The organism is Lysobacter changpingensis, from assembly GCF_017308985.1.
In the GTDB taxonomy this organism is placed as follows: Bacteria; Pseudomonadota; Gammaproteobacteria; order Xanthomonadales; family Xanthomonadaceae; genus Lysobacter_J; species Lysobacter_J changpingensis.
This window is the reverse complement of record NZ_JADWPE010000003.1, coordinates 624,967-648,584: the sequence shown is the minus strand read 5'-3', so window position 1 is coordinate 648,584 and position 23,618 is coordinate 624,967. Positions and strand designations below refer to the sequence as shown.

Sequence of the window (23,618 nt, the reverse complement as noted above, 5' to 3'; positions counted from 1 at the left end):
CGGCCTCATTCGTCCTGCGCCAGCGCGACGAGCACGGCGTCGGCCTCGACGAAATCGCCCGCGGCGGCGCGCACCTGCGCGACGGTGCCGGCGCGCGGCGCCTTCAGGCTGAGCTCCATCTTCATCGCTTCGATCACCATCAGCTCCTGACCGGACTCCACCGTATCGCCTTCGGCGGCCTTCACCAGCACCACGCGGCCGGGCATCGGCGCGAGCACGTGGTGGCCGGCGTTGCCGCCTCCGCTGCGCTCGTGACGATACATCGGCACCCCCAGCAGGCGCAGGCGGCGTTCGCCGTCGTGCACCACCAGACGCTGGCGTCCTTCGGCCAGCGTATCCAGTTCGAACGTAAATCGGCGTCCATGTCCGCCAATGCGCAGGCTCAGCGTGCTGTCGGCGCCGATGCGGGCGCCTTCGACCGCATGGGACTGGCCGCCCAGCTCGATCCGGTATTCGCCGGCCGCGCCCTGCGCGTGCAGCTCATGGCGGATGTCGCCCTGCAGGAAGGCGAGGCTGCGATGGCCCCCATGCCCCAGGCGCCAGCCATCGGCGATGGCCCAGGGCGAGGTCGGATCGCCCGATGCCGCCGCGCGCTGGCGCGTGTCGCGCTCCTGCGCGAGCAGCACGACGGTCGCGGCGGCGAGCAGGCGCTCGATGGCATCCTCAGCGGCGGGGGCCAGGAATTCGTCGAGATGGCGGTCGAGATAGCCGGTGTCGATGGTTCCATCCACCACGGCGGGGTGACGTGCGAGGCGTTCGAGGAATTCGACGTTCGACTTCGGTCCGGCGATGTCGCACGCCGCCAGCGCCGCGCGCAGCCGCGCCAGGGTGGCGGGACGGTCGGCGGCGTGGACGATGAGCTTGGCGATCATCGGGTCGTAGAAGATCGTGACGGTGTCGCCCTCGATCACGCCCGAATCGATGCGCACGCCTTCGCCGGGACGCGGCAGGCGCAGGCGTTCCAGCGTGCCGGAGCCCGGCAGGAAACCGGCATCGGGATCCTCGGCGTACAGGCGCACTTCGATCGCGTGGCCGTCCTGTGCGATGGCGTCCTGCGCGAGCGGCAGCGCTTCTCCGGCAGCCACGCGCAGCTGCCATTCGACCAGATCGAGTCCGGTCACCATTTCGGTGACGGGATGCTCCACCTGCAGGCGCGTATTGATTTCCATGAAGTAGAAACCGCCGTCCTGCCCGACGATGAATTCGACGGTGCCGGCGTTCACGTAGTCGATCGCGCGCGCGGCGAGCACGGCGGCGTCGCCCATCGCGCGGCGCAGTTGCGGCGAGAGGAACGGCGAGGGCGATTCCTCCAGCACCTTCTGGTAACGGCGCTGCGCCGAGCACTCGCGCTCGTTGAGGTGGATCGCATGGCCGTGCGTGTCGGCGAAGACCTGGATCTCGATGTGGCGCGGCTTCTCGACATAGCGTTCGAGCAGGACGCGGTCGCGCCCGAACGCGTTGGCCGCTTCGCGCTGGCAGCTTTGCAGGTTCGCGGCGAATTCGGCGCTTTCGCGCACGATGCGCATGCCTTTGCCGCCGCCGCCGTGCGCGGCCTTGATCATCAGCGGGTAGCCGATGGCGTCGGCCTCGCGTTGCAGGCGTTCGGGCGACTGGTCCTCACCGGTGTAGCCCGGGACGACCGGCACGCCGGCGGCCTGCATCAGTTCCTTCGCGCCGGCCTTGCTGCCCATCTTGCGCATGGACGCCGCTTTCGGACCGATGAACGCGATGCCCGCCGCTTCGACGGCATCGGCGAAATCGGCGTTCTCGCTGAGGAAGCCGTAGCCCGGATGCACCGCCTGCGCGCCGGACTTCAGTGCGACTTCGATGATCGCATCGCCACGCAGGTAGCTGTCCTGCGGACGCGGGCCGCCGATGGCGTAGGCCTCGTCGGCCTGGCGCACGTGCTGCGCGTCGGCGTCGGCTTGCGAATACACCGCGACGGTGCGGATGCCGAGGCGCCGGCAGGTGCGGATGACGCGGCAGGCGATTTCGCCGCGGTTGGCGATGAGGATCTTTTCGAACTGGCGCTGTTGGGGCATGAGGTCACTCGGGACGATGGCACACGGCTTCGATGTTGTTGCCATCGAAGTCGATGACGAAGGCGCCGTAATAGTTCGGGTGGTAATGCGGGCGCAGGCCGGGCGCGCCGTTGTCGCGCGCGCCATGCTGCAGGGCGATGGCGTGGAACTCGTCGACGGCCGCGCGCGAGGCGGCGACGAAGGCGATGTGCACGCCAGTGCTTGGTGTCTGTCCGGTGCCTATCCAGAAGGCGGGCTTGCCTTCGGGGCCGAAGCCACACCCTTCGTAGCCTCCGGTCTGCTCTTTCGTGACGTCCATGACGACGCCGTAGTCGAGTACGCCGAGGACACGTTCGTAGAAGGCGCGGGAATGCGCGTAGTCGGAAACGGTGATGCCGGTGTGGTCGAGCATGATCGCGGTCCTCCCGTTTTTATTGGCACCAGCGCGGCTTGCGCTTGTCGAGGAAAGCGGTGAGGCCTTCCTGCCCTTCGTCCGAAACGCGCAGGCGCGCGATCAGCGCGGCGTTGTCGTGATCCAGACGATCGCGGTCGCGTTCGAACGCAACGCGGCGCACCAGCGCCTTCGCCTGCGCGCTGGCGTGCGGGCCGGCTTTCAGCAGCAGGTCGATCTGGCGCTGCACGGCCGCATCGAGCGCCTCGCCCGCGACGACCTGGTGCAGCAGGCCGATCTCGAGCGCGGTGGCGGCATCGAAGATTTCGGCGGTGGCGAACCAGCGCCGCGCCTGGCGCGGGCCGATCGCGTCGATGACATAGGGTGAGATCACCGCCGGCAGCAGGCCCAGCTTGCTCTCGGTCAGGCCGAATTTCGCGTCGGCCGAGGCGATGGCGATGTCGCAGCAGGCCACCAGCCCGACGCCACCGCCGAAGGCCGCGCCCTGGACGCGGGCGATGGTCGGGCGGGGGAGTTCGTCCAGGGTCCGCATCAGGCGGGCGAGGGCGAGGGAATCGGTGCGGTTGGCTTCCTCGCTGGCGGCGGCCATGTTGCGCATCCAGTTGAGGTCCGCGCCGGCGGAGAACGAGAGACCTTCGCCTTCCAGCACCACCACGCGGACACTATCGTCCTCGGCTACGGCCTCCAGGGCCCCGGTCAGGGCCGCGATCAGCATGGCATCGAAGGCGTTGTGCAGCTCCGGGCGATTCAGGCGCAGGCGGGCGACGGGCCCTTCGCGCAGGTTCAACAGCGGATTGGTCATCGGCCGGGATGCTTGTTGGAGTCTGGCGAATGATAGCCGCTGCCCTCCGGCCGCCGTGCCGCGACCGGCCGCGGCCGCATCCGGGTGCTACAATTGAGAACGATTCCCATCTTGCCGCCTCGTCGCTCCCGCGCCGGATCGGCCCACAGGTGAACCTTGAAGCTGTCCGAACTGCCACGCCGTACCGCCGCCACTGTCGATGCCGTCGAGGACCAGTCGCCCAACGACGCGATCGCCCGCCGCCTGCGCGAGCTGGGCTTCGTGCGCGGTGAGCGCGTGGAAGTGATGGCCGCGGGTCCCGTCGCCAGGGAGCCGCTGCTGGTGCAGGTCGGCTTCACCCGCTTCGCGCTGCGCCGCACCGAGGCCGCGCGGGTGCAGGTGCTGCTCGACGACGCCGTCGCCGGAGCGGTCGCATGAGCGCCGTCGACAGCGTCGTCCCGGGCGCGGCAGTCAGGAGCGAGGCGACGCAGAGCGTGCGCGTCGCGCTGATCGGCAACCCCAATTGCGGCAAGACCGCGCTGTTCAACCAGCTCACCGGCAGCCGGCAGAAGGTCGCCAACTACGCCGGCGTCACGGTCGAGCGCAAGGAAGGCCGCTTCCATGCGCCGTCGGGCCGCAGCTACGCGGTGCTCGACCTGCCCGGCGCGTACAGCCTGCACGCGGCGAGCCTGGACGAGGCCGTCGCGCGCGACGTGTGCCGCGGCTTCTATCCGGGCGAACCCGCGCCCGACGTGCTGGTGTGCGTGGTCGATGCGACCAACCTGCGCCTGCATCTGCGTTTCGCGCTCGAGGTGCGAGAGCTGGGCCGACCGATGGTGCTGGCCGTCAACATGATGGATGCCGCCAAGCGTCGCGGCATCGAAGTCGATCTGGCCGCGCTGGAACGCGAACTCGGCGTGCCGGTGGTTCCGACGGTCGCCGTGCGCAACGGCGGCGCGCGCGAGCTGGTGGCGATGCTCGACCGCGTCGCGCAGAAGCTGCACGAACCCACGACGCACCTGCCGGCCGAACTCGTCCACGATCCCGACGCGCTGCACGCCGAAACGCGCCGCCTGCTGTCGCTCGCGGTGACCATGCCGCGCCGCACCGCCGAGGTGGACGACGCGCTCGACCGCTGGCTGCTGCATCCGGTGCTGGGCCTGCTGTCGCTGGCGGTGGTGATGTTCCTGATCTTCCAGGCCGTGTACGCCTGGGCGACGCCGCTGATGGACCTGATCGAAGCGGGCACCGGTGCGCTCGGCGAAACGCTCGGCAACGCGATGCCGGACGGTCCGCTGCGCAGCCTGCTGGTCGACGGCATCATCGCCGGCCTTGGCAGCGTGGTCGTGTTCCTGCCGCAGATCCTGATCCTGTTCGCCTTCATCCTCGCGCTGGAGGAATCGGGTTACCTGCCGCGCGCGGCGTTCCTGCTCGACCGGCTCATGTCGCAGGCGGGCCTGTCCGGGCGCTCGTTCATCCCGCTGCTGTCGAGCTTCGCCTGCGCCGTGCCGGGCATCATGGCGACGCGTTCGATCCAGGATCCGCGCGACCGTCTCGCCACCATCCTGGTCGCGCCGCTGATGACATGTTCGGCGCGCCTGCCGGTGTACGCGCTGCTGATCGGTGCGTTCATCCCGCAGCGGCAGGTCGGCGGCGGCCTGCTCAACCTGCAGGGCCTCGTGCTGTTCGCGCTGTACGCGGCGGGCATCGCCAGCGCGCTGGCGGTCGCATGGATCATGAAGAAGTGGCGCCGCGACAAGAGCGAGCATGCGCTGCTGCTCGAACTGCCGTCGTACCGCATCCCGCATCCGCGCGACCTGCTGATCGGCTTGTGGGAACGCGCGTGGATCTTCCTGCGCCGCGTCGGCGGCATCATCCTCGCGCTGACGATCCTGCTGTGGTTCCTGCTGACGTTCCCGGCGCCCCCGGCCGGCGCCACGGGCCCGGCGATCGACTACAGCTTCGCCGGCCGCATCGGCCACGCGCTCACGGCGGTGTTCGCGCCGATCGGCTTCAACTGGCAGATCTGCATCGCGCTGATCCCCGGCCTGGCCGCGCGCGAAGTCGCGGTGTCCTCGCTGGCGACGGTGTACGCGCTGTCGGCCGCCAACGACGAAGCCGCCGCGCAGGCGCTGTCGCCGATCATCACCGGCTCGTGGTCGCTGGCCACCGCGCTGTCGTTGCTGGTGTGGTTCATCTACGCGCCGCAGTGCATCTCGACGCTGGCGACGATCAAGCGCGAGACCAACTCGTGGAAGCAGGTGACGATCGCCACCGGCTACCTGTTCGGACTGGCGTACCTGGCGTCGTTCGTGACGTACCACGTCGCCGTGGCGCTGGGCGCGGGCTGACGATGGACGCGGGCCTGCTCGTGCAGTACGCGATCATCGCCGTGGCGGTGATCGCCAGCGCATGGTTCGTCGCGAAGCGCCAGTTCCCGAACGCGGTGCGCCGGTTGCGCGTGGCGGTCGCGGTTCCGATGGTGCGCGATGGGCGCGCGTCGTGGTTGCAGAAGCTCGGACGGCGGATCGCGCCGGCGGCCATGTCGAACGATGGTGCGTGCGGGGGATGTAACAGCTGCGGGCCGTCGGAGCCCAAGCGGCACTGATCGGTAGGGGCGTTACGCCGCCACGCCGGGCGCTCCTGGTGCGCACTTCCCCCCAACCCTCCCCTGCACCGCAGGGGAGGGGGTAGAAGCACTCAGTGCCTCCGCCGAGCCCGATAGCCGCGCACTTCCACCGCCTCGACCTCGAGCGTGAACGAGCGCTCCTCGTCGCTGAAGAGCGCGCCCACGCCCATCACCTGGCGATCGATTTCCTCGCCATCGGCGTTGCGGATCGTGAGCACCACCGAGTACTCCAGCGCGTTGTCGCCAGGCGGCGGCTTGATCGTGCCCTCCACGCGCAGCGGCACCGACCGCAGTTGCGCGGACTGTACGGCGTCCGGATCGAAACGCAGGTGGTGCCGGCACGACGGACAGACGTTGGCGCTTTCCAGGATCGTCGTCTTGCAGTGCGGGCACGTCCGCGTCGCGCCGGGCGTACCGGGGCGCGCCAGGCTCATGACGCGGCGGACGCCTCGGCCTTCGCTTCGCCCTTGTCGGACTTGTCGGCCTTCTCGCCCTTGTCGGGCTTGCCGGCGGTGCGGGTGTCGCGATCGTCGAAGCCGAAGTCGACCTGGCCGCGCATGCGCGAACCCGGGGCGATGCTCACCACGCCGGCCTTGACGTCGCCGATCACCACGCCGCCTTCCAGCAGTTCCACGCGCTGCGCGGATTCGACGTTGCCTTCGAGCTCGCCGGCGATCACGACCTTGCGCGCACGCACGCCGCCGTTGACCTTCGCGCCGACTTCGATGGTGAGGTCGCCTTCGACGTGCACGTCGCCCTTGAAGCGGCCGGCGATGCGGATGTGGCCGGCGCCGTTGATCTTGCCTTCGATCGACAGGTCGGCGGCGATCACCGACTCCTTGCCTTCGCGCTCGACCGGACGCGGGCTCGACGACGGCGTCGGCGCAGGCGCGGGGGCCGTGGCGGCCGCGGGCTTCGGCGCGCCGAAGGAAAACTCGTCGCGTGCCGGTTCCTTCGGCAGCGCGGATTCGGGCGGAGTGTTCGGCGCGGCGGCGTTGTCGCGCTTCGGGGCGGAGGGCTGTGGGGAATTGAAGATCGCCATGACGCACTTCCTCGATTGGCAGGGGCGGGGCAATGCACGGGGGTGCAATGAGTGGGGTGCAACCCACCCGAGGCTACGCCCGTCGATCCACCCCCGGTGTGACACTTCTCACCCAATCGTCGGCGTGAACGCACCGTTCATGTGCCGATCACGTGCCTGAATCCGCCGCAGCGCGGGCGAAGCGCGAACGCGCGTCGTTCCACAGCACGCGCGCATGGCGGATCGCGTCGATCAGCCAGAACGTCGTGCCGAGTCCCGCGCTCACGAACGGGTACACGATCGCCAGCGCGCCGAGCCCGAAGATGCCCTTGAGGAACGGAAGCACGAAGAGGATCCGCCAGCCGACGAAGCTCAGGCGCAGGTTCGCGCGCCCGCCCAGACGCAACAGGCCCGTCACGCACGCGAGCAGCCCCAACCACGCAGCGGCGGCCGTGTACCCCAACTGGTAGTCGACCACGGCCAGGCCCGCGAGCAGCGGCACCCACAGCAGCCGCAACATCGGCCAGCGCACGGGAGTGCCTTCCGGCGCGCATTGCCAGCGCACGTACGCCCGGACCGCGTGCCAGGCCTCCCATAGCGCGTAGGCGAGGACCGGCCCACCGGCGAGCAGCAGCGCCGCCTGCAGCGCCTCGGCGCCGCGTTCTTGCGGCGCGATGTCGGCCACGAGCCAGCGGACCGCCAGCGCCATCAGCCCGACCGCCCAGACCACCGCGGCGCAGCGCGCCATGACGACCGCGCGTCGCGCCGTCGACATGCGCGAGGTGTCGCCCGCATCGAGCCAGAACTGCGCCTGCCGCACGTCGATGGTCTCGCCGAGCCGATCGATCCGGCCATCGTCGAGGTTGTTCACGATGCGGAGCATCTGCGGCGCGCGCCCGTAGGGGAGGGCGAACCACAGTGCGCCGTCCCACGAGAACGGCTTGCGCAGCTGGCGCATCGCCCGGCGCACGAGCGGAAGCCGTTCGTGGTACGCCGTGCCCGCGGCCACGCGGTTGGCCAGATCGTATTCGTGGCCCGGCAGCAGTTCGTGCCTGAGTCGCAGCTGCGCGCGCAGGCTGTGCAGGAACCACGCGTCCACCCCGCTGAGCACGTGGTCCATGTCGAAGAAGCGCAGCATCTCGTCGAAGTTGGCGGCCGGCATCGCCGGCGCGCGTTCGTCGAGCGCCTGCAGCAGCCAGCGGCCGATGTGCGGCTTCATCTGCAGCGACCACAACACCGGCTGCGCTTCGAGCCAGCGGCGCAGCGAGGCCGGATCATCCTGCGTGAGGTGCGCGATGCAGTCGTCGAGGAAGGCGGGAAGATCGAGCGCCTCGCCTTCGTCCGCGACCTCCGATGCGGCGTGCGCCGGCGGTTCGACGGCGGGTTCGGTGGGCACGACAGAAGGCGTCGGGATTTCGATGTGCGACGCGAGCGGCGGTTCGTCGTCGACGATCGAAGGCGCCTGGAGCTCGGCCGACACCTGCGCGGTCTCGGCCAACGGTTCCTCGTGCGTTCGGTCCGTCTCGACGTCGTCCTGCCACGCACGATCGCGCGAGTGGTCCAGTGCGTAGCGATACGCGTCGTGCAGTCGCTGGAAGCCTTCCGGATCGACGTCCGGCCGCGTCTGCTTCAGCTGCCGTGCGTAGGCGCGCTTGATCGCGCGCTCGTCGGCATCGCCCGGAAGCCCGAGCACGTCGAGCGCCCACATCAGGCGTTCGCCTCCAGCGAGTCGAGGGCTTCGTGCAGCTGTCGTCGGTGGTCGGTGACCAGGTCCGTGTCCTGCGTTTCCAGCACGCCGCGGAAGCGGCCGATCCACTCCTGCAGCATCGCGCGCTGGTCGATGTATTCCTCGTACAGCCGCTCGGCGCGCGCGAGGACGGACAGGTTCTCGTGCTGATCGCGTGGATGGATCTTCAGCTCCGCGAGCGCCGCCAGTCGCCGGCGGACTTCGTCCGCATCGAGCAGTCCCGGATTCTGCTGCAGCACCAGTTCGTGCACCTTGCCGGTGGAATGCTCCTTCACTTCCACCTGCAGCAGGCCGTTGACGTCGTAGGTGAAGCGCACGGTCACGCCGTTCTCGGCCGCGCCGCGCTTGCCGTCGAGCGCGACCTCGATCTCGCCGAGCTTGATGTTGTTCGCCACCATCGGGCTTTCGCCCTGGTAGATGTCGATCAGCAGGCGCTTCTGCGCGTCGTCGATCGGATAGAACGAATCCTCGCGGCTGATCGGCACCGTGCTGTTGCGCTGGATGATCGGATGGAAGAAGCCCGCACGCACCTGGCCGTCGCCATCGCGGCGCGAGACCTGCGTGCCCAGCGTGTACGGGCACACGTCGGTGAGGATGATTTCCTCCAGCCGTTCGTCGCGCGATTTCAACCCGGCCGCGACGGCCGCGCCGAGCGCGATCGTCTGGTCCGGATTGACGTGCCGCAGAGGCAGGCGGCCGAACATGCGCGAGACCAGCCGCGCGACCTGCGGCATCCGGCTCGCGCCGCCGACCAGCACGATCTCGTCCAGTTGCGTGGGTTGCAGGCGCGCGTCACGCATCGCGCGTTCCAACGGACCGCGCATGCGTTGCAGCAGCGGTTCGCACAGTGTGGCGAAGCGGCCTTCGTCCACGCTCCAGTCCAGCGTGCGCCCGGCGATCTGCACCTGCACGGCTGCATCCGCGCGGTTGCTCAGCTCGCGCTTGGCCTGCTCCAGGCGACGGCGCAGCTGCGCGATCTCGTGGGCGGGCAGCTCGCGCGAGCGCAGTCCGTGGTCGGTGCAGAACGCTTCGACGAGCGCGTCGAGGAAATCCTCGCCGCCGAGGAAGTTGTCGCCCGCGCTCGCATGGACTTCGACCACGCCTTCGAACACTTCCAGTATCGACACGTCAAACGTGCCGCCGCCCAGGTCGAACACGAGGAAGCGTCCTTCGCCCTCGCGGTCCTGCAGCCCGTAGGCGAGGGCGGCGGCGGTGGGTTCGTTGATCAGCCGTTCGACCTTGATGCCGGCCAGCTCGCCGGCCGTGCGCGTGGCCTTGCGCTGCGCGTCGGAGAAATACGCAGGCACGCTGATCACCGCCTCGCGCACGCGTTCGCCCAGTTCGGCTTCGGCATCGGCGATCAGCGAACGCAGCACCATCGCCGAGAGTTCCTCCGGGCGGAACGTGCGCTCGCCCAGTCGCGTCTCGCGGGAGGAACCCATCCAGCGCTTGAAGTTCGACACGGTGCGCTGCGGGTGGCTCACCAGCCGTTCGCGCGCGGCCTGGCCGACCAGCACGCCGGAATCGTCCAGGCTCACCACCGATGGCGTGAGGACATCGCCCAGCGCATTGCGGAACAGGCGGCTCCCCGTCGCCCCATACGCGCCGATCAGCGAATGGGTCGTCCCCAAATCGATACCCACGATCATCTGCTGCAACTCCCCCGGTTGCGTCACGTTCCAATGTGCGTTGCGCGCGCCCGCCTTACATGCGGAACACGCCGAAGCGCGTACTGCCGTCGCCCGGCGCGCTTTCGATCGGCGCGTTGAAGCTCGCCGACAGCGCCAGGCCGAGCACGCGACGCGTGTCGGCCGGGTCGATGATGCCGTCGTCCCACAGGCGCGCGGTCGCGTAGTACGGGTTGCCCTGCGATTCGTACTGCTCGCGGATCGGCGCCTTGAACGCGTCTTCCTCTTCGCGCGACCACGACTTGCCGGCCGCTTCGATGCCGTCGCGCTTCACCGTCGCCAGCACGCTGGCGGCCTGTTCGCCGCCCATCACGCTGATGCGCGCGTTCGGCCACATCCACAGGAAACGCGCGCCGTACGCACGGCCGCACATCGCGTAGTTGCCGGCGCCGAAACTGCCGCCGATGACGACGGTGAACTTCGGCACGTGCGAGCACGCCACGGCCGTCACCATCTTCGCGCCGTCCTTCGCGATGCCGGCATTCTCGTACTTGCGGCCGACCATGAAGCCGGTGATGTTCTGCAGGAACACCAGCGGGATGCCGCGCTGGTTGCACAGTTCGATGAAATGCGCGCCCTTGAGCGCGCTCTCGGCGAACAGGATGCCGTTGTTGGCGACGATGCCCACCGGATAGCCGTGCACGTGCGCGAAGCCGGTGACCAGCGTCTTGCCGTAGCGCGCCTTGAATTCCTGGAACTCGCTGCCGTCGACGACGCGCGCGATCACTTCGCGGATGTCGAACGGGCGACGCGTGTCCTTCGGCACGATGCCGTACAACTCGCTGGTGGGGAACGCCGGATCGCGCGACTCGCGCACCGCGACTGGCAGCGTCTTGCGACGATTGAACGTGCCGACGATGTCGCGCGCGATCTGCAACGCATGGCGGTCGTCCTCGGCGAAATGGTCCGCCACGCCCGACACGCTGGTATGCACGTCGGCACCGCCGAGCGCTTCGGCGTCGACCACTTCGCCGGTCGCGGCTTTCACCAGCGGCGGGCCGCCGAGGAAGATCGTGCCCTGTTCCTTGACGATGACCGATTCGTCGCACATCGCCGGCACGTACGCGCCGCCGGCGGTGCACGAGCCCATGACGACGGCGACCTGCGGGATGTTTTCCGCGCTCAACCGCGCCTGGTTGTAGAAGATGCGGCCGAAGTGTTCCTTGTCGGGGAAGACCTCGTCCTGCAGCGGCAGGAACGCGCCGCCGGAATCGACGAGGTACACGCAGGGCAGGCGGTTCTCGCGTGCGATCTCCTGCGCGCGCAGGTGCTTCTTCACCGTCATGGGGAAGTAGGTGCCGCCCTTGACGGTGGCGTCGTTCGCGACGATCACGACTTCCTGCCCCATGACGCGACCGATGCCGCAGACCATGCCCGCCGCGGGCGCCGCATCGTCGTACATGCCTTCGGCGGCGAGCGGCGCGATTTCGAGGAAGGGCGAACCCGGATCGAGCAGGGCGGTGATGCGATCGCGCGCGAGCAGCTTGCCGCGTTCGGTGTGCTTCGCACGCGCCTTTTCGCCGCCGCCGCCGGCCGCGCGGGCGAGGCGGGCATCCAGTTCGTCGACCAGCGCGCGATGGTAGGCGACGTTGTCCTGGAATTCCTGCGAACGGGGATCGATGTGGGAAGTCAGCGCGGGCATCGATGCGACAGCGTGCGGAAGATGCGGCATCAGACCACAAAGGGCGGGGTGCGGCCAACCGTGCGATGTTCCAGACGCGCTGACATGGGACGTTTGCGCGCCACCTGTGCAAAGAAAAGGCCCGCGCGGGGCGGGCCTTTCGAAAGCGACGCGTTGCGTGCGTTACTTGCGTTCGGCGGCTTCCTGGTCGGCCTTCTCCGCGGCGGCATCGGCCTTCTCGGCGACCTTGCTCGCCGCATCGGCGGTGGCCTGCGCGGCGTCGGCCGTGGCGGCAGCGGCACCGGCGGCGGCATCGTTGGCGACTTCGCGCGACTGCTCGGCGGCATTGTCCACGGCGACGCTTGCGCGCTGCGCGGCTTCGTCGGTGGCGGCGGCTGCGGCCTCGGCGGATTCCTGGGCGGCGTTGGCGGTCGCGTCGGCCGCCTGGTCGGTGGCCGCTGCGGCTTCGGCGGCTTCGCTCTGCGTGTCGGCGCGATTGCAGGCCGACAGCGACAGCGCGGCGGCGGTCATGGCGATGGCGACGTAAAGCTTGGTGTTCATCGGGGTTCTCCGTGTGACGGGGTGGGTTCCCAGCCGGGGCGGACGATGACAGCGCGGGCGCGAAGAAAAAGTCATTGCCGACGACGCGCGCGGCGTTCGACATGAATCGTCAGGAAACGCGTGCGTGGCGATGCCCGGAGCGGGCGCTTTCGAAACGGCGCATGACCGGCGAGGGTCGAAAGCGGGGCGTCATCTCGATGCACAACGACTGCTTTCGACTGCATGCGAATGCAGTCGCGACAAATGAAAAAGCCGCCGGAGATCCGGCGGCTTTTTCGAGAGGAAGTCACCTGGGCAATCGCTTGCCCGGAGTGATTACTTCTTCTCTTCTTCCTTCGAAGAATCGGCAGCCTGCGTGGCGGCGTCAGCAGCCTGGCCGGCAGCGTCGGCAGCCTGCGAAGCGGCGTCGGCAGCAGCGTCGGCAGCGGCCGGAGCAGCAGCGGCGGCGGTGGCGTCGGCCGAAGCGGCGGCGGCGTCAGCAGCCTGGGCAGCGGTGTCGGCAGCGGCCTGGGCAGCGTCGGCAGCAGCGGCGTCGCCAGCAGCAGCGGCGTCGGTGGCGGCAGCAGCGGCTTCGGTCGAAGCAGCGGCGGCGTCGGCAGCGGCTTCGTCAGCCTGCTTCTGGTTCGAGCAGGCGGCCAGAGCGGCAACCATAGCCAGGGCGATCAGCGCCTTGTTGAAGGTCATGATTTTTATCCTCGTCGTTAGTTAGGCAACGCGCAATTGCGCGTCAATAACATGATGACAAGCCGGTGACGCGTGTCAAGCGGCTTGGCCGGTTTTTTTTGAGTAATGCGTTTTTAACGCCTTATAGCAGCTCGATGGCGACAGCGGTAGCTTCGCCACCCCCGATGCACAGGGACGCCACACCCTTCTTGACGCCACGTGCACGCAACGCGTGCAGCAACGTCACCACCAGGCGGGCGCCACTGGCGCCGATCGGATGCCCCAGGGCAACAGCGCCGCCGTTGACGTTGAGCTTCTCGTGCGAGATGCCCAGGTCCTTCATCGGCGCCATGGCCACACAGGAAAACGCCTCATTGACCTCGAACAGGTCAACGTCCTCGACCGACCAGCCGGCCTTGGCCAACACGTTTGAAATCGCTTTCACCGGTGCGGTGGTGAACCACTCCGGCGCCTGCGCGTGGCCCGCATGCGCCACGATGCGCGCGAGCGGCTGCAGGCCGCGCTTGCCGGCTTCCTCGGCGCTCATCAGCACCGTCGCCGCGGCGCCGTCGGAAATCTTGGAGGACGAGGCGGCGGTCAGCACGCCTTCCTTGCCGAACGCCGCGCGCAGCGTCGGGATCTTGGCCAGGTCGATCTTGCCCGGCTCCTCGTCGGTGTCGACGACGACGTCGCCCTTGCGACCCTTGACCGTCACCGGCACGACTTCGTCCTTGAACGCACCGCCGCTCACCGCGGCCTGCGCACGACGCGCGCTTTCGGCCGAGTACGCGTCGAGCGCTTCGCGATCGAAGCCGTACTTCTCGCACGCCATGTCGCCGAACACGCCCATCGCCTTGCCGTCGTACGGATTGGTCAGGCCGTCCCACGCCATGTGGTCGAGGAACTCCGCGCTGCCATAGCGGATGCCGGTGCGCGAGTTGTTGAGCAGGTGCGGCGCGTTGGTCATCGACTCCATGCCACCGGCGACGACGACACTGGCCGAACCGGCCTTGATCAGGTCGTGCGCGAGCATGATCGACTTCATGCCCGAACCGCACACCTTGTTGACGGTGGTGCAACCGGCGGAGGTGGGAAGGCCGGCGCCCAGCGCGGCCTGGCGGGCCGGCGCCTGGCCGAGACCGGCCGGCAGCACGCAACCCATGATGACCTCGTCCACCTGGTCGGCGGCGACGCCGGCGTGCTCCAGCGCCCCCTTGATGGCGGCCGTGCCCAGCGCCGGTGTCGGGACGCCGGTGAACTGGCCGAGGAAGGAACCGATGGCGGTGCGCTTGGCACCGACGATGACGACGTCGCTCATGGGGACTCCAGCAGAACTTGGACGGCAGACCGGCGCGCGGCCGGAACCTCCCGATTATGCGGGGCCGTGCTGCGCCGCGGCAAACGGCTGGCGGGCGAGTTCCAGCAGATGCAGGGCCCGGCCGCGTCCCGGCGGGCCCAGGCGGCGAAACCCCAACGGCTCATAAAGGGACGGCACGCCGGTCCAGACGAATGCTCCGGCCTGGCGCTCGCCGGGGGCGAGCGATTGCGGGTAGGCCTCGATCTCGGTCGCGCCGCCGTGTCGCGCAAGTTCGACCGCGGCGGCGACCAGTGCCCGTGCCACGCCCTGGCCGCGCCATGGTGCCGGTACGAAGAGGCAATTGAGCGACCACGTCGTGGCGGTCCAGTCGCGTACCAGTGGACGGCTTCGATCCACGCGCGGGAAGTCGGCGCGTGGACCGATGGCGCACCAGCCCACGGGCTCGCCTTCCACGAACGCCAGCACGCCCGAGGCCTCGCCAGCCTTGACGATTCCGCGAAACGCGCGGCGATTGGGCTCGCCTTTCGCGGCGTCCCATGTCCGGCCGCCCTCGGGCACGCGCCACCACATGCACCAGCAGCCGCCGCACGCGCCGCGCGGGCCGAACAGCGTTTCGACGACCGGCCAGTCGTCGCTTCGCAAAGGTCGTGTGTCGATGCGGTGCATGGCGTTCACCGATGTGGTTGCGACGTGCGTGCGATGTGGATTTCGTCACCCAATCGTTCATGCCGATTGTGGACGATCCGGCTTGGGTCAATACTCGGTGCGCGCCGCTGGGGAGCGACGCGATCTTTTCGGGGGAATCACATGTATTGCAGGCAAAAGGGACTTGTGACGGCGATGCGCAGCGTGCTGCTGTGCTCGGGGCTGATCGGACTGGCCGCGTGCGGCGGAGGCGGGGGCGGAGGCAACGTCCGCGACGAACCTCCGCTCTTCGCGCCACCGCCGGCCGAGCCGACGCCTCCACCGAGCACGCCGACGACCCCGGTCGTCAGTACGCCCAATCCGGCTTACAGCCAACACATCGCGCTGACCAACACCGCCGTCGCGCACCAGGCCGGCATCACCGGCACCGGCCTGCGCATCGGCATCGTCGACAGCGGCGTGATGCGCGACCACCCGGCGCTGGCGCCGCGTGTGGTCGCCAACTTCAACTACGTGCCGTCGCCGCCCAACAACCTGCAGGTGGACGACGTGCTCGGCCATGGCACGAGCGTCGCGCAGCTCGCCGCGGGCACGCCGTTCGGCGCGTGGCCGGGCGGCATCGCGCCGGGCGCGCAGATCGTCTCGGCGCGCATCCTGGCCGACGAGGACCCGGTCGACGACGGCAGCGGGCAGGGCAACGAGGTCACCGGCGAACTCGGCCTGCGCCAGATCCACCAGCAGTTGATCAGCAGCGGCGTGCGCATCATGAACAACTCGTGGGGCGGCCTGTACTGGACCGACCCGGCCGCGACCAATCCCATCGCCGACGAATACCGTCCCTTCATCCTCAGCAACAACGGCCTGGTGGTGTTCGCCACCGGCAACGACGGCAGGCCCAACCCCGACAGCATGGGCGCGCTGCCGAGCCAGCCCGGCCCGAACGGCACGCTGCCGGCGGCGGACCTGGAGCGCGGCTGGCTCGCGGTGACGGCGGTCAATCCGAACAACGTGCAGCAGCTCGACGTCGACTCCGACGGCGTCGTCTACGCGAACGCCTGCGGCGTGGCGCTGCGCTACTGCATGGCCGCGCCGGGAACGGCGGTGTTCACCGGCACCGACGACGGTCCGACCGCGCCGACGTACTGGCGCGGCTCGGGCACCTCGTATGCCGCGCCGCAGGTGTCGGGTGCGGCGGCGCTGGTGTGGCAGGCCTTCCCGTACTTCAGCAACGACCTGGTGCGGCAGACGCTGCTGGGCACGGCGACCGACCTCGGCACGCCGGGCGTGGACATCACCTTCGGCTACGGCCTGCTCAACGTGGCGCGTGCGATCAACGGCCCCGGGCGTTTCGACTGGGGCGTGACCACGGCCAGCGTCTCCGGCACCAGCCGCCCATGGAGCAACGACATCGCCGGCAGCGGTGGCCTGCGCAAGCTGGGCTCCGGCACGCTCGCGCTCACCGGCGCGAACACCTACACCGGCCGCACCACCGTCGAGCAGGGCACGCTGGAAGTGCAGCGCGCGATGCCCGGCGGCGCCACCGTGCTGTCTGGCGGACGGCTGCGGCTTAGCGCCGGCCTGCAGGGCAATCCGGTGGCGGCGAACGTCGGCTCGCTCGACAACACCGGCACGATCGAATTCCTTGGCGGCGCCACGTCGCAGGGCGCGACGTACACGATGTCGTCGTTCCGCAACAATGCCGGCGGCGCGATGGAACTGCAGATCGGCGCGCACCTGGATGTATCGGGTACGGCGACGCTCGGCGGCGAACTGCGACTGACCGGCCGCGCGCCGAACTACGTCATCGCCACGCCCAGCATCACCTCGCCCACGCGCGAGACCTTCCTCGAAGCGGGCACGGTCAGCGGTACCTTCGCGACCGTGACGTGGTCGCCGTTCGTCACCGGTTCGGTCGAGTACGCCGCCACCGACGTGTCGTTGCTGCTCTCGCGCGCCGACGTCGCCACGACCGCCACGTCGATGGGCCTGACCGCGACCTCGCTGTCCAGCGCGGAGCGCATGGAAGGCGCGATGGACCAGATCGACGCCGGCCTCGAAAGCGGCGCGGGCGCCGACGCCAGCGTGCTCGCCGGTGCGACCGCCTTCCAGGGCACGCCCGATGCCGCCGCGGCCGAACGTTCGCTGTCGAGCCTTTCGGGCGAACTGCACGTGGCGGACGCGGCGTTCGCGATGATGGCGATCGAAGGCAACCGTCGCGCATTGGAATCGCGCATCGATGCGTTGCAGGTCGCGCCGGCCGGCGGCGCGTGGTTCGACAACCTGGATTCGCAGCGTGCGCTCGCGCGTTTCGACATGCAGGCCGACGGCTGGATGGCCGGACAGGACCATCGCTTCGGCGCGCTCACCCTCGGCGCCGCGCTCGCGCAGACCGAAGGCTACGCGCACCACGAACAACGCTTCGATCGCGAACACAATCGCCAGCTCGAAGCGCAGTTCTACGCGAGCTACGACCTCGGGCAGGGCTACCTGCTCGGCAGCCTCGCCGTCGGACGGATGCAGCGCTGGACCCGCCGCGACGTGCTGCTCGGCGTGGATGCATTCCGCGTCGGCACCGATTACGCGCAGCGTTACGCGAGCCTCGGCATGCAGGCCGGCTTGCCGATGCGGGTGGGCGAGGGGCGCATCACGCCGTATGTCGGCGTGCAGAACCTCCAGCTCGAACGCGATGGCTTCAGCGAAGCGGGTGCGGTCGGCTTCGGCCTGAGCTCGGACGCGTCGTCCATGCGCGTCAGCCAGGCGCTGCTCGGCGCGCGTTACGCGACGCAGTGGAGCCTCGGTTCGGCCCAGTGGGACTTGCAGGCGCGTGCGGAATGGCAGCGTTTGCTGTCGCAGTCCGGCGGCGACATCCAGGCGCGCTTCACCGCGCTGGACGTGTGGTCGCCGATCCTCGGCGGCACGCTGGACCGCGACGTCGGTGTACTGGGTTTCGGCATCGGCACGTGGTTGCGCCACAACAGCCGCCTGAGCCTGGACCTCGACGCCCGCCGCGATCAGGGCGAAACCTGGACGCAGGCGATGGTCAACTGGACGACGGCGTTCTGATTCGCGCGGCCACGCCTCGCAAAGGCGAGGCCGTCGTGATTCACTAGCGCGAGCGTGCGGGGAGGTCGCCGGGGGGCGGCTCCGTCCGCAGGGGAGAAGACATGGAACGTGTGCCGAATCGCGCGCCGCTGGCGCGCGGCGTGATGCTGGGACTTTGCATCACGGGACTGGTGGGGTGTGGGGGTGGTGGCGGTGGCGGGAACGTGCGCAGCGATCCGCCTCCGGCGCCGAGTGCGCCCGATCCGGTCACGCCGACCGACCCCACAACGCCCACGACGCCTCCGGTCGCACCCGCGCCCAATGCGATCGACGCGCATCTGTACTTGACGAACACGTACGACGCGCAGCGGGCGGGACTCACCGGAGCCGGGCAGGGGATCGTGTTCTTCGATTCCGGGTTGAAACGCAACGACCTTGCGCTGGCCGGGCGGGTGAAGGATTCGATGGTGGCGGTGGATGCCGCACGCAACGACCTGAGCGTCGATGATGCGATCGGCCACGGCACCTCGGTCGCGCAGATTGCCGCGGGCAGCCCGGTTGGCGGATGGCCGCGCGGCATCGCGCCCCGCGCCGACCTGTACTCGGTACGCACGTACGAGGACGCACTTACCGATCAGGACGCGCGACAGTCGTTCGCCGTGAACGATGCATGGCGCCAGGCCATGGCATGGAGCGCCGACAAAGGGCGCATCGTCGATATCTCCGGCAGCCGGCTCCACTGGTCCGATCCGCGGACATCCACGGACCTGGTCGCTTCGTTTGATGTCCTCGACCAGCATCTGATCGTCGCTCCGACCGGCGACGACCAGAAGGCGGAGCCGTCGCAGTTCGCATCGTTGCCGCAGCTGGCTGCCCGACCGGACCTCGGGCTCGATCCTGCTGCGCTGCAAAAGCACTGGATCAACGTGGCGGCGGTCGACTCAACCGCTCCTTCGCAACTGGCGACCTATTCGAACGCATGCGGTGCGACGATGGCGTACTGCATGACGGCGCCAGGCGACGTCATGGTGCCTGCCGAGGGTCATACCGCCGAGACGACCAGGCTGCGCACCGTACGCGGCACTGATTACGCCGCGGCGCAGGTGGCCGGTGCGGCGGCGTTGGTGTGGGAGCGCTTCCCCGGCTTTACCGAGGAACAGGTGCAGCAGGTCCTGCTGACGACCGCGAAGGACCTGGGAGACCGTGGCGTCGATCCGGTCTTTGGCTGGGGCCTGCTGGATGTCGCCAAGGCTGTGGCCGGACCGACTCGATTCGAGGAAGACTGGCTGGTCCAGATGGCGACGACCGATTACTACAGTTTCGCCAATCCCATTTCCGGGCCGGGCGGCCTCACCGTCCGTGGAGGCGTTTCAGGAAACCACGCGCATCTGGATCTGTTCGGTGAAATGACCTATGAAGGTCCCACGCGTGTGGTTGCCGCGGCGCTCACGGTGGAAAAATCGCTGAAGTCCTCCTCGATCACGATCGAGAGCGGGGGCTCGGTGCAGATCATGGGGGGCACGATCGCGGGCGATCTGAACATCGATAACGGCTGGCTCTATGTCACCCCGACCACCTTCAACCCTCCGACCGTCATCCAGGGCGATATCCGCAACCGCTCCTTCTTCCAGTACATGGACTATGGCAATACGGTTTCGTTCGAGGGCAACTACACGCAGGAAAGCGGGGGTGCGCTGGTCTACATACTGGGCGAGCCGCCGGCGCACTTCGCCGGCACCGCGACGATCCAGGGCCCCATCCTGCTGGCCGGATACAAGGAAGGCTACGTCGCACCCGGACGAAGCACGGTGCTCATCGCCGATGGCGGCATCACGGGCGCCTTCAGCAGCGCGTACCCCTATGCCGGCAATCTGCTGATCGAGGCGAACATCGGGCAGAACGCCACCACGGTCTGGCTCGACGTGATCCGCGCGCAGACCACCAGCGTAGCAACCGCGACGGGGCTGGAAGCGACGGCGCTGGGCAGCGCGCAACGCATCGACGACGCGCTCGGCGCGCTGGATCGCGAACTCGCCGACGGTGAAGCCGTAGCCGCGGCAACGCTTGAGGGCGCGGCTGCATTCCAGTCGGTCAGGTCGGTGGCGCAGCTGGACCGCTCGCTGTCCAGCCTTTCCGGCGAGCTCCACGACATGGACACCGCATTTGCGATGATGGCCATCGACGGGAACCACCAAGCGCTCGAATCGCGTCTGGATGCACTCGATTCAGGCGCGCAGCCCGGTGCGTGGTCGCATCGCATGGATGGCATGCGTGGCTGGTCCTCCTTCGACGTGAACACCCATGGCTGGACGCTCGGCTTCGACCAGCCCGGTCGCGACGGCATGACCATCGGCGCGTCGCTCGCGCAGACCGACGGCGACGCCTGGCATTCGCAGCGGTTCGATCGCGAACGCAACCGTCAGGTCGACGCGCAGGTGTACGCCTCGTGGACGCTGGGCGAGGGCGGTTACCTGCTCGGTTCGGCCGCGTTCGGCCACATGCAGCGCTGGTTGCAGCGCGAAGTGTGGCTGGGCGATGCGTCGTATCGCGTGTCCAGCGATTACGCGCACCGTTACGGCGCACTCGCGTTGCAGTCCGGACGACGCATCCCGTTCGGCGCAAGCGTGATCACGCCCTACCTCGGCGTGCAGGCCTTGCAGCTGGCGCGCGAAGGTTTCAGCGAGGAAGGCGCGTCGGGCTTCGGCCTGACATCGGACGATGCCTCGATGTCCGCGTTGCAGGCGCTGGCGGGCGCGCGCTGGAGCCATGCGTGGGGAACGCGCTCCAACCGCTGGACGCTCAGTGGCCGGCTCGAGTGGCAGCGCCTGCTGTCGCAATCCGACGCCTCGATCCATGCGCGTTTCACCGGCATGGATGCGTGGGCGCCGATCGTCGCCGACGGGCTGGATCGCGATGTGGGCCTGTTCGGCCTCGGACTGGAAGCCGGCTTCGGCGCGCGCGGCACGGTGCGACTCGATCTCGACAGCCGCTACGGCGACGGCGAGCAGTGGACCGGCGCGATGGCGACATGGATCACGGCGTTCTGACCGCGCAAGGCGAAACGGCCGTCTTCCGGCGGCCGTTTCGTTGCGACAGTAAAGACGTTGCGGCTCAGTGCCGCTCTTCGAACAACTCGCGCCCGATCAGCATCCGGCGGATTTCGTTCGTGCCCGCGCCGATCGCATAGAGCTTCGCGTCGCGCAGGATGCGGCCGGTCGGGAATTCGTTGATGTAGCCGTTGCCGCCCAGCGCCTGGATGCCTTCCAGCGCGACCTGCACCGCCGCTTCGGAGGCATGCAGCAGGCACGATGCGGCATCGACGCGGCTGCTGTGGCCGGCATCGAAATCGCGCGCCACCTGGTAGGCGAACGCACGGCTGGACTGCAGCGCGGTGTACATGTCTGCGATCTTGCCCTGCATCAGCCCGAACGTGCCGATGGCCGCGTTGAACTGCTTGCGTTCGCGCACATAGGGCAGGGCGATGTCGAGCGCCGCCTGCATCAGGCCGATCGGCCCGCCGGTCAGCACCAGGCGCTCGGTGTTGAGGCCGCGCATCAGCACCTTCACGCCGCGGTTCACTTCGCCCAGCACGTTTTCGGCGGGAATCTCGCAGTTGTCGAACACCAGCTCGCAGGTGTTCGAACCGCGCATGCCGAGCTTGTCGAGCTTCTGCGCGGTGGAGAACCCCTTCATGCCCTTCTCGACGATGAAGGCCGTCATGCACTGGCTGCCCGCGTCCTTGCCGGCGGTGCGCATGTAGACGATCAGCACGTCGGCCTCGGGGCCGTTGGTGATCCACATCTTGTTGCCGTTGGCGATCCACACGCCGTCGCGAAGTTCGGCGCGGCAACTCATCGAGCCGACCACGTCCGAACCCGCCCCCGGTTCGCTCATCGCCAGCGCGCCCTTCCATTCGCCGCTGCACAGCTTCGGCAGGTATTTCCGCCGCTGCGCATCGTTGCCGTTGGCGTACAGGTTGCTGACGCACAGGTTCGAATGCGCGCCGTAGCTCAGGCCGACGGAACCGGACGCGCGCGAGATCTCCTCCATCGCGACCAGATGCGCGAGGTAGCCCATCTCGCTGCCGCCGTACTCGCCCGGAACGGTCATGCCGAGCAGGCCCATCTCGCCGAGCTTCGGCCACAGGTCCTGCGGGAACCAGTTCTCCTCGTCGATCTGCGCCGCGCGCGGTGCGATCTCGGCCTCGGCGAAACGTCGCACGGCGTCGCGCAGGGCATCGATTTCGTCACCGAGAGGGAAAGGGCGCATGGGAATCCTTGAGTTCGAAAGGGTGGCGCGGTCGCAGCCCGCGCGAGATACGCCAATTCTAGTGGTGCGCGGTGAAACGGTCGTCGTGCGGTGCAATAAAAACAGGCTGCCCCGCAACCGTACGCAACGGTGCGGGGCGCCGGACGCGCGATGGAAGCGGCGATCAGCCCCGGAAATGCACCACCGGCCGGCCGTTGCGCGGCTGCACGTTGCGGTTGTTGTGGCGGTAATGCGCCAGGAACGCATCCATCTGCTTTTGCGACATCGTCACCGGCGCGGGCAGCACGTACCACTCCACGTTCTCGGTCAGCGGCGGCGTGGTCAGCGAGCCCAGGTAATGGTAGTAGCCACGCGGCTTCGGCAGCAGCGCGTCGATGTCGACCTCGTGCGGCGCGTTCTGCCTGTGCGCCAGGCTGTCCAGCACGGCCTGCGCCTGCGCGTTCGGCCTGCCCACCTCGTACATCACGCCGACGACGGCCAGGCGCCCGTCCTGCGCCTTGAAGACGTAATGGCCTTCCAGCGGGTAATGCCTGCCGTCGATGGTGTGTTCGCTGGCGGCGTGGAAATGGAACTGCGTCAGCGTGAAGTGCCGGCCGCGGATGGTGGCGTCGGTGGAATGGGTTTCCACTTCCACCGCGTGGCCGTTGTCGACCGCCTCCATCGGCGCGCGCGTATGCGTGAACACCAGCGTTTGCGGTTCGTCGGCCTGCGCGTCGATGGCGTCGTGCGTGACGATGTCGATGGGCGACTGCGACATGTCGTGCGCGGCCTGCCATTTTTCCTGGTGGTCGTAATCGATGCGGCCGTCGCCGGCATGGGCCGCGAATGCGGCGGCGAAGCAAAGCGCGGCGAGGGGCTTGGCGAGGCGCATGGGAGCACTCCAGTGTGGGGAGTGCCACTGTGCGCCGAGCGCAATGCGGCGTCTTTCGGAATTGCCTGAAAAAGGCCGTGGGTCGCAATCGGTCCTCATCCAGGCGAAAGCCGGGATTCAGGCCGTCACGGCAAGACGTGAGCGACATGCGCGACCCGCGACGCAACGAGCCTGGGTCCCGGCTTCCGCCGGAATGACGACGGGAGACGGTACGACCCGGTGAAATGGCCGGAAGAATGCACCGCACAATCGCCGCACAAAAGAAAACGCCCGGACAAGCCGGGCGTTTCTCGAAGCATTGCGATGCGGCTCCTGCACCCCGTCGGAAG

Annotated in this window: 19 protein-coding genes; 5 read left to right on the top strand and 14 right to left on the bottom strand. The window is 68.7% G+C overall.

Translation table 11 applies throughout. The features are described from left to right. Positions 1–5: 5 nt before the first annotated feature. From I4U41_RS09845 to I4U41_RS09835, 3 genes are read right to left on the bottom strand one after another with little or no spacing between them, the layout of a single operon-like run. Positions 6–2,042, bottom strand: a complete 2,037-nt coding sequence (locus I4U41_RS09845) for an acetyl-CoA carboxylase biotin carboxylase subunit (protein WP_206860964.1) — start codon at positions 2,040–2,042, stop codon at positions 6–8. Positions 2,043–2,046: 4 nt separating this feature from the next. Then, positions 2,047–2,433, bottom strand: a complete 387-nt coding sequence (locus I4U41_RS09840) for a VOC family protein (protein WP_206860963.1) — start codon at positions 2,431–2,433, stop codon at positions 2,047–2,049. A gap of 19 nt (positions 2,434–2,452) precedes the next feature. Beyond that, the gene (locus I4U41_RS09835) at positions 2,453–3,235 is read right to left on the bottom strand and encodes an enoyl-CoA hydratase-related protein (RefSeq protein ID WP_206860962.1); all 783 of its coding nucleotides are present in this window, start codon (positions 3,233–3,235) and stop codon (positions 2,453–2,455) included. A gap of 156 nt (positions 3,236–3,391) precedes the next feature. On the opposite strand from I4U41_RS09835, the gene I4U41_RS09830 reads away from it, so the two are divergent. Genes I4U41_RS09830 through I4U41_RS09820 form a run of 3 tightly spaced genes read left to right on the top strand, consistent with a single transcriptional unit; the run spans position 3,392 to position 5,822 of the window. Continuing rightward, positions 3,392–3,652, top strand: coding sequence for a FeoA family protein (locus I4U41_RS09830; protein ID WP_206860961.1), 261 nt, complete (start codon positions 3,392–3,394; stop codon positions 3,650–3,652). Next, a complete protein-coding gene (gene feoB, locus I4U41_RS09825) occupies positions 3,649–5,565 on the top strand; it encodes a ferrous iron transport protein B (RefSeq protein WP_206860960.1) in 1,917 nt (638 codons plus the stop codon). Before I4U41_RS09830 ends, feoB begins: the two co-directional genes overlap by 4 nt. Before the next feature lie 2 nt (positions 5,566–5,567). Beyond that, entirely contained in the window at positions 5,568–5,822 is a 255-nt protein-coding gene (locus tag I4U41_RS09820; RefSeq protein WP_206860959.1) for a DUF6587 family protein, read from the top strand. 92 nt (positions 5,823–5,914) lie between these two features. Here I4U41_RS09820 and I4U41_RS09815 read toward each other — a convergent pair whose 3' ends face one another. The 9 genes from I4U41_RS09815 to I4U41_RS09775 form a co-directional block, all read right to left on the bottom strand. After that, the gene (locus I4U41_RS09815; protein ID WP_206860958.1) at positions 5,915–6,277 is read right to left on the bottom strand and encodes a hypothetical protein; all 363 of its coding nucleotides are present in this window, start codon (positions 6,275–6,277) and stop codon (positions 5,915–5,917) included. Beyond that, entirely contained in the window at positions 6,274–6,885 is a 612-nt protein-coding gene (locus I4U41_RS09810; RefSeq protein WP_206860957.1) for a bactofilin family protein, read from the bottom strand. Before I4U41_RS09810 ends, I4U41_RS09815 begins: the two co-directional genes overlap by 4 nt. A gap of 148 nt (positions 6,886–7,033) precedes the next feature. Further along, complete coding sequence (locus tag I4U41_RS09805) at positions 7,034–8,572, bottom strand: J domain-containing protein (protein ID WP_206860956.1); 1,539 nt, start codon at positions 8,570–8,572, stop codon at positions 7,034–7,036. Continuing rightward, entirely contained in the window at positions 8,572–10,260 is a 1,689-nt protein-coding gene (locus I4U41_RS09800; RefSeq protein ID WP_206860955.1) for a molecular chaperone HscC, read from the bottom strand. The genes I4U41_RS09805 and I4U41_RS09800 overlap by 1 nt, the downstream gene beginning before the upstream one ends. A 55-nt stretch (positions 10,261–10,315) precedes the next feature. Beyond that, entirely contained in the window at positions 10,316–11,941 is a 1,626-nt protein-coding gene (locus I4U41_RS09795; protein WP_206860954.1) for a carboxyl transferase domain-containing protein, read from the bottom strand. Between the two features lie 162 nt (positions 11,942–12,103). Continuing rightward, positions 12,104–12,481 (bottom strand): hypothetical protein, encoded by a 378-nt coding sequence (locus I4U41_RS09790; RefSeq protein WP_206860953.1) that lies wholly within the window; start codon positions 12,479–12,481, stop codon positions 12,104–12,106. Positions 12,482–12,796: 315 nt separating this feature from the next. Then, positions 12,797–13,165, bottom strand: coding sequence for a hypothetical protein (locus I4U41_RS09785; RefSeq protein ID WP_206860952.1), 369 nt, complete (start codon positions 13,163–13,165; stop codon positions 12,797–12,799). Positions 13,166–13,286: 121 nt separating this feature from the next. Next, complete coding sequence (locus I4U41_RS09780; RefSeq protein WP_206860951.1) at positions 13,287–14,462, bottom strand: thiolase family protein; 1,176 nt, start codon at positions 14,460–14,462, stop codon at positions 13,287–13,289. Between the two features lie 54 nt (positions 14,463–14,516). After that, positions 14,517–15,128 (bottom strand): GNAT family N-acetyltransferase, encoded by a 612-nt coding sequence (locus I4U41_RS09775; RefSeq protein WP_206860950.1) that lies wholly within the window; start codon positions 15,126–15,128, stop codon positions 14,517–14,519. A 174-nt stretch (positions 15,129–15,302) separates the two neighbouring features. On the opposite strand from I4U41_RS09775, the gene I4U41_RS18525 reads away from it, so the two are divergent. Further along, the gene (locus tag I4U41_RS18525) at positions 15,303–18,170 is read left to right on the top strand and encodes an autotransporter serine protease (protein WP_206860949.1); all 2,868 of its coding nucleotides are present in this window, start codon (positions 15,303–15,305) and stop codon (positions 18,168–18,170) included. 101 nt (positions 18,171–18,271) lie between these two features. Beyond that, positions 18,272–21,196, top strand: coding sequence for an autotransporter domain-containing protein (locus I4U41_RS09765; protein ID WP_206860948.1), 2,925 nt, complete (start codon positions 18,272–18,274; stop codon positions 21,194–21,196). Positions 21,197–21,260: 64 nt separating this feature from the next. Here I4U41_RS09765 and I4U41_RS09760 read toward each other — a convergent pair whose 3' ends face one another. Together I4U41_RS09760 and I4U41_RS09755 are read right to left on the bottom strand one after the other, a co-directional pair. Beyond that, the gene (locus I4U41_RS09760; protein WP_206860947.1) at positions 21,261–22,418 is read right to left on the bottom strand and encodes an isovaleryl-CoA dehydrogenase; all 1,158 of its coding nucleotides are present in this window, start codon (positions 22,416–22,418) and stop codon (positions 21,261–21,263) included. Positions 22,419–22,581: 163 nt separating this feature from the next. Then, positions 22,582–23,289: a carbonic anhydrase family protein gene (locus tag I4U41_RS09755; RefSeq protein ID WP_206860946.1), complete on the bottom strand. Its 708-nt coding sequence runs from the start codon at positions 23,287–23,289 to the stop codon at positions 22,582–22,584. Positions 23,290–23,618: the final 329 nt, after the last annotated feature.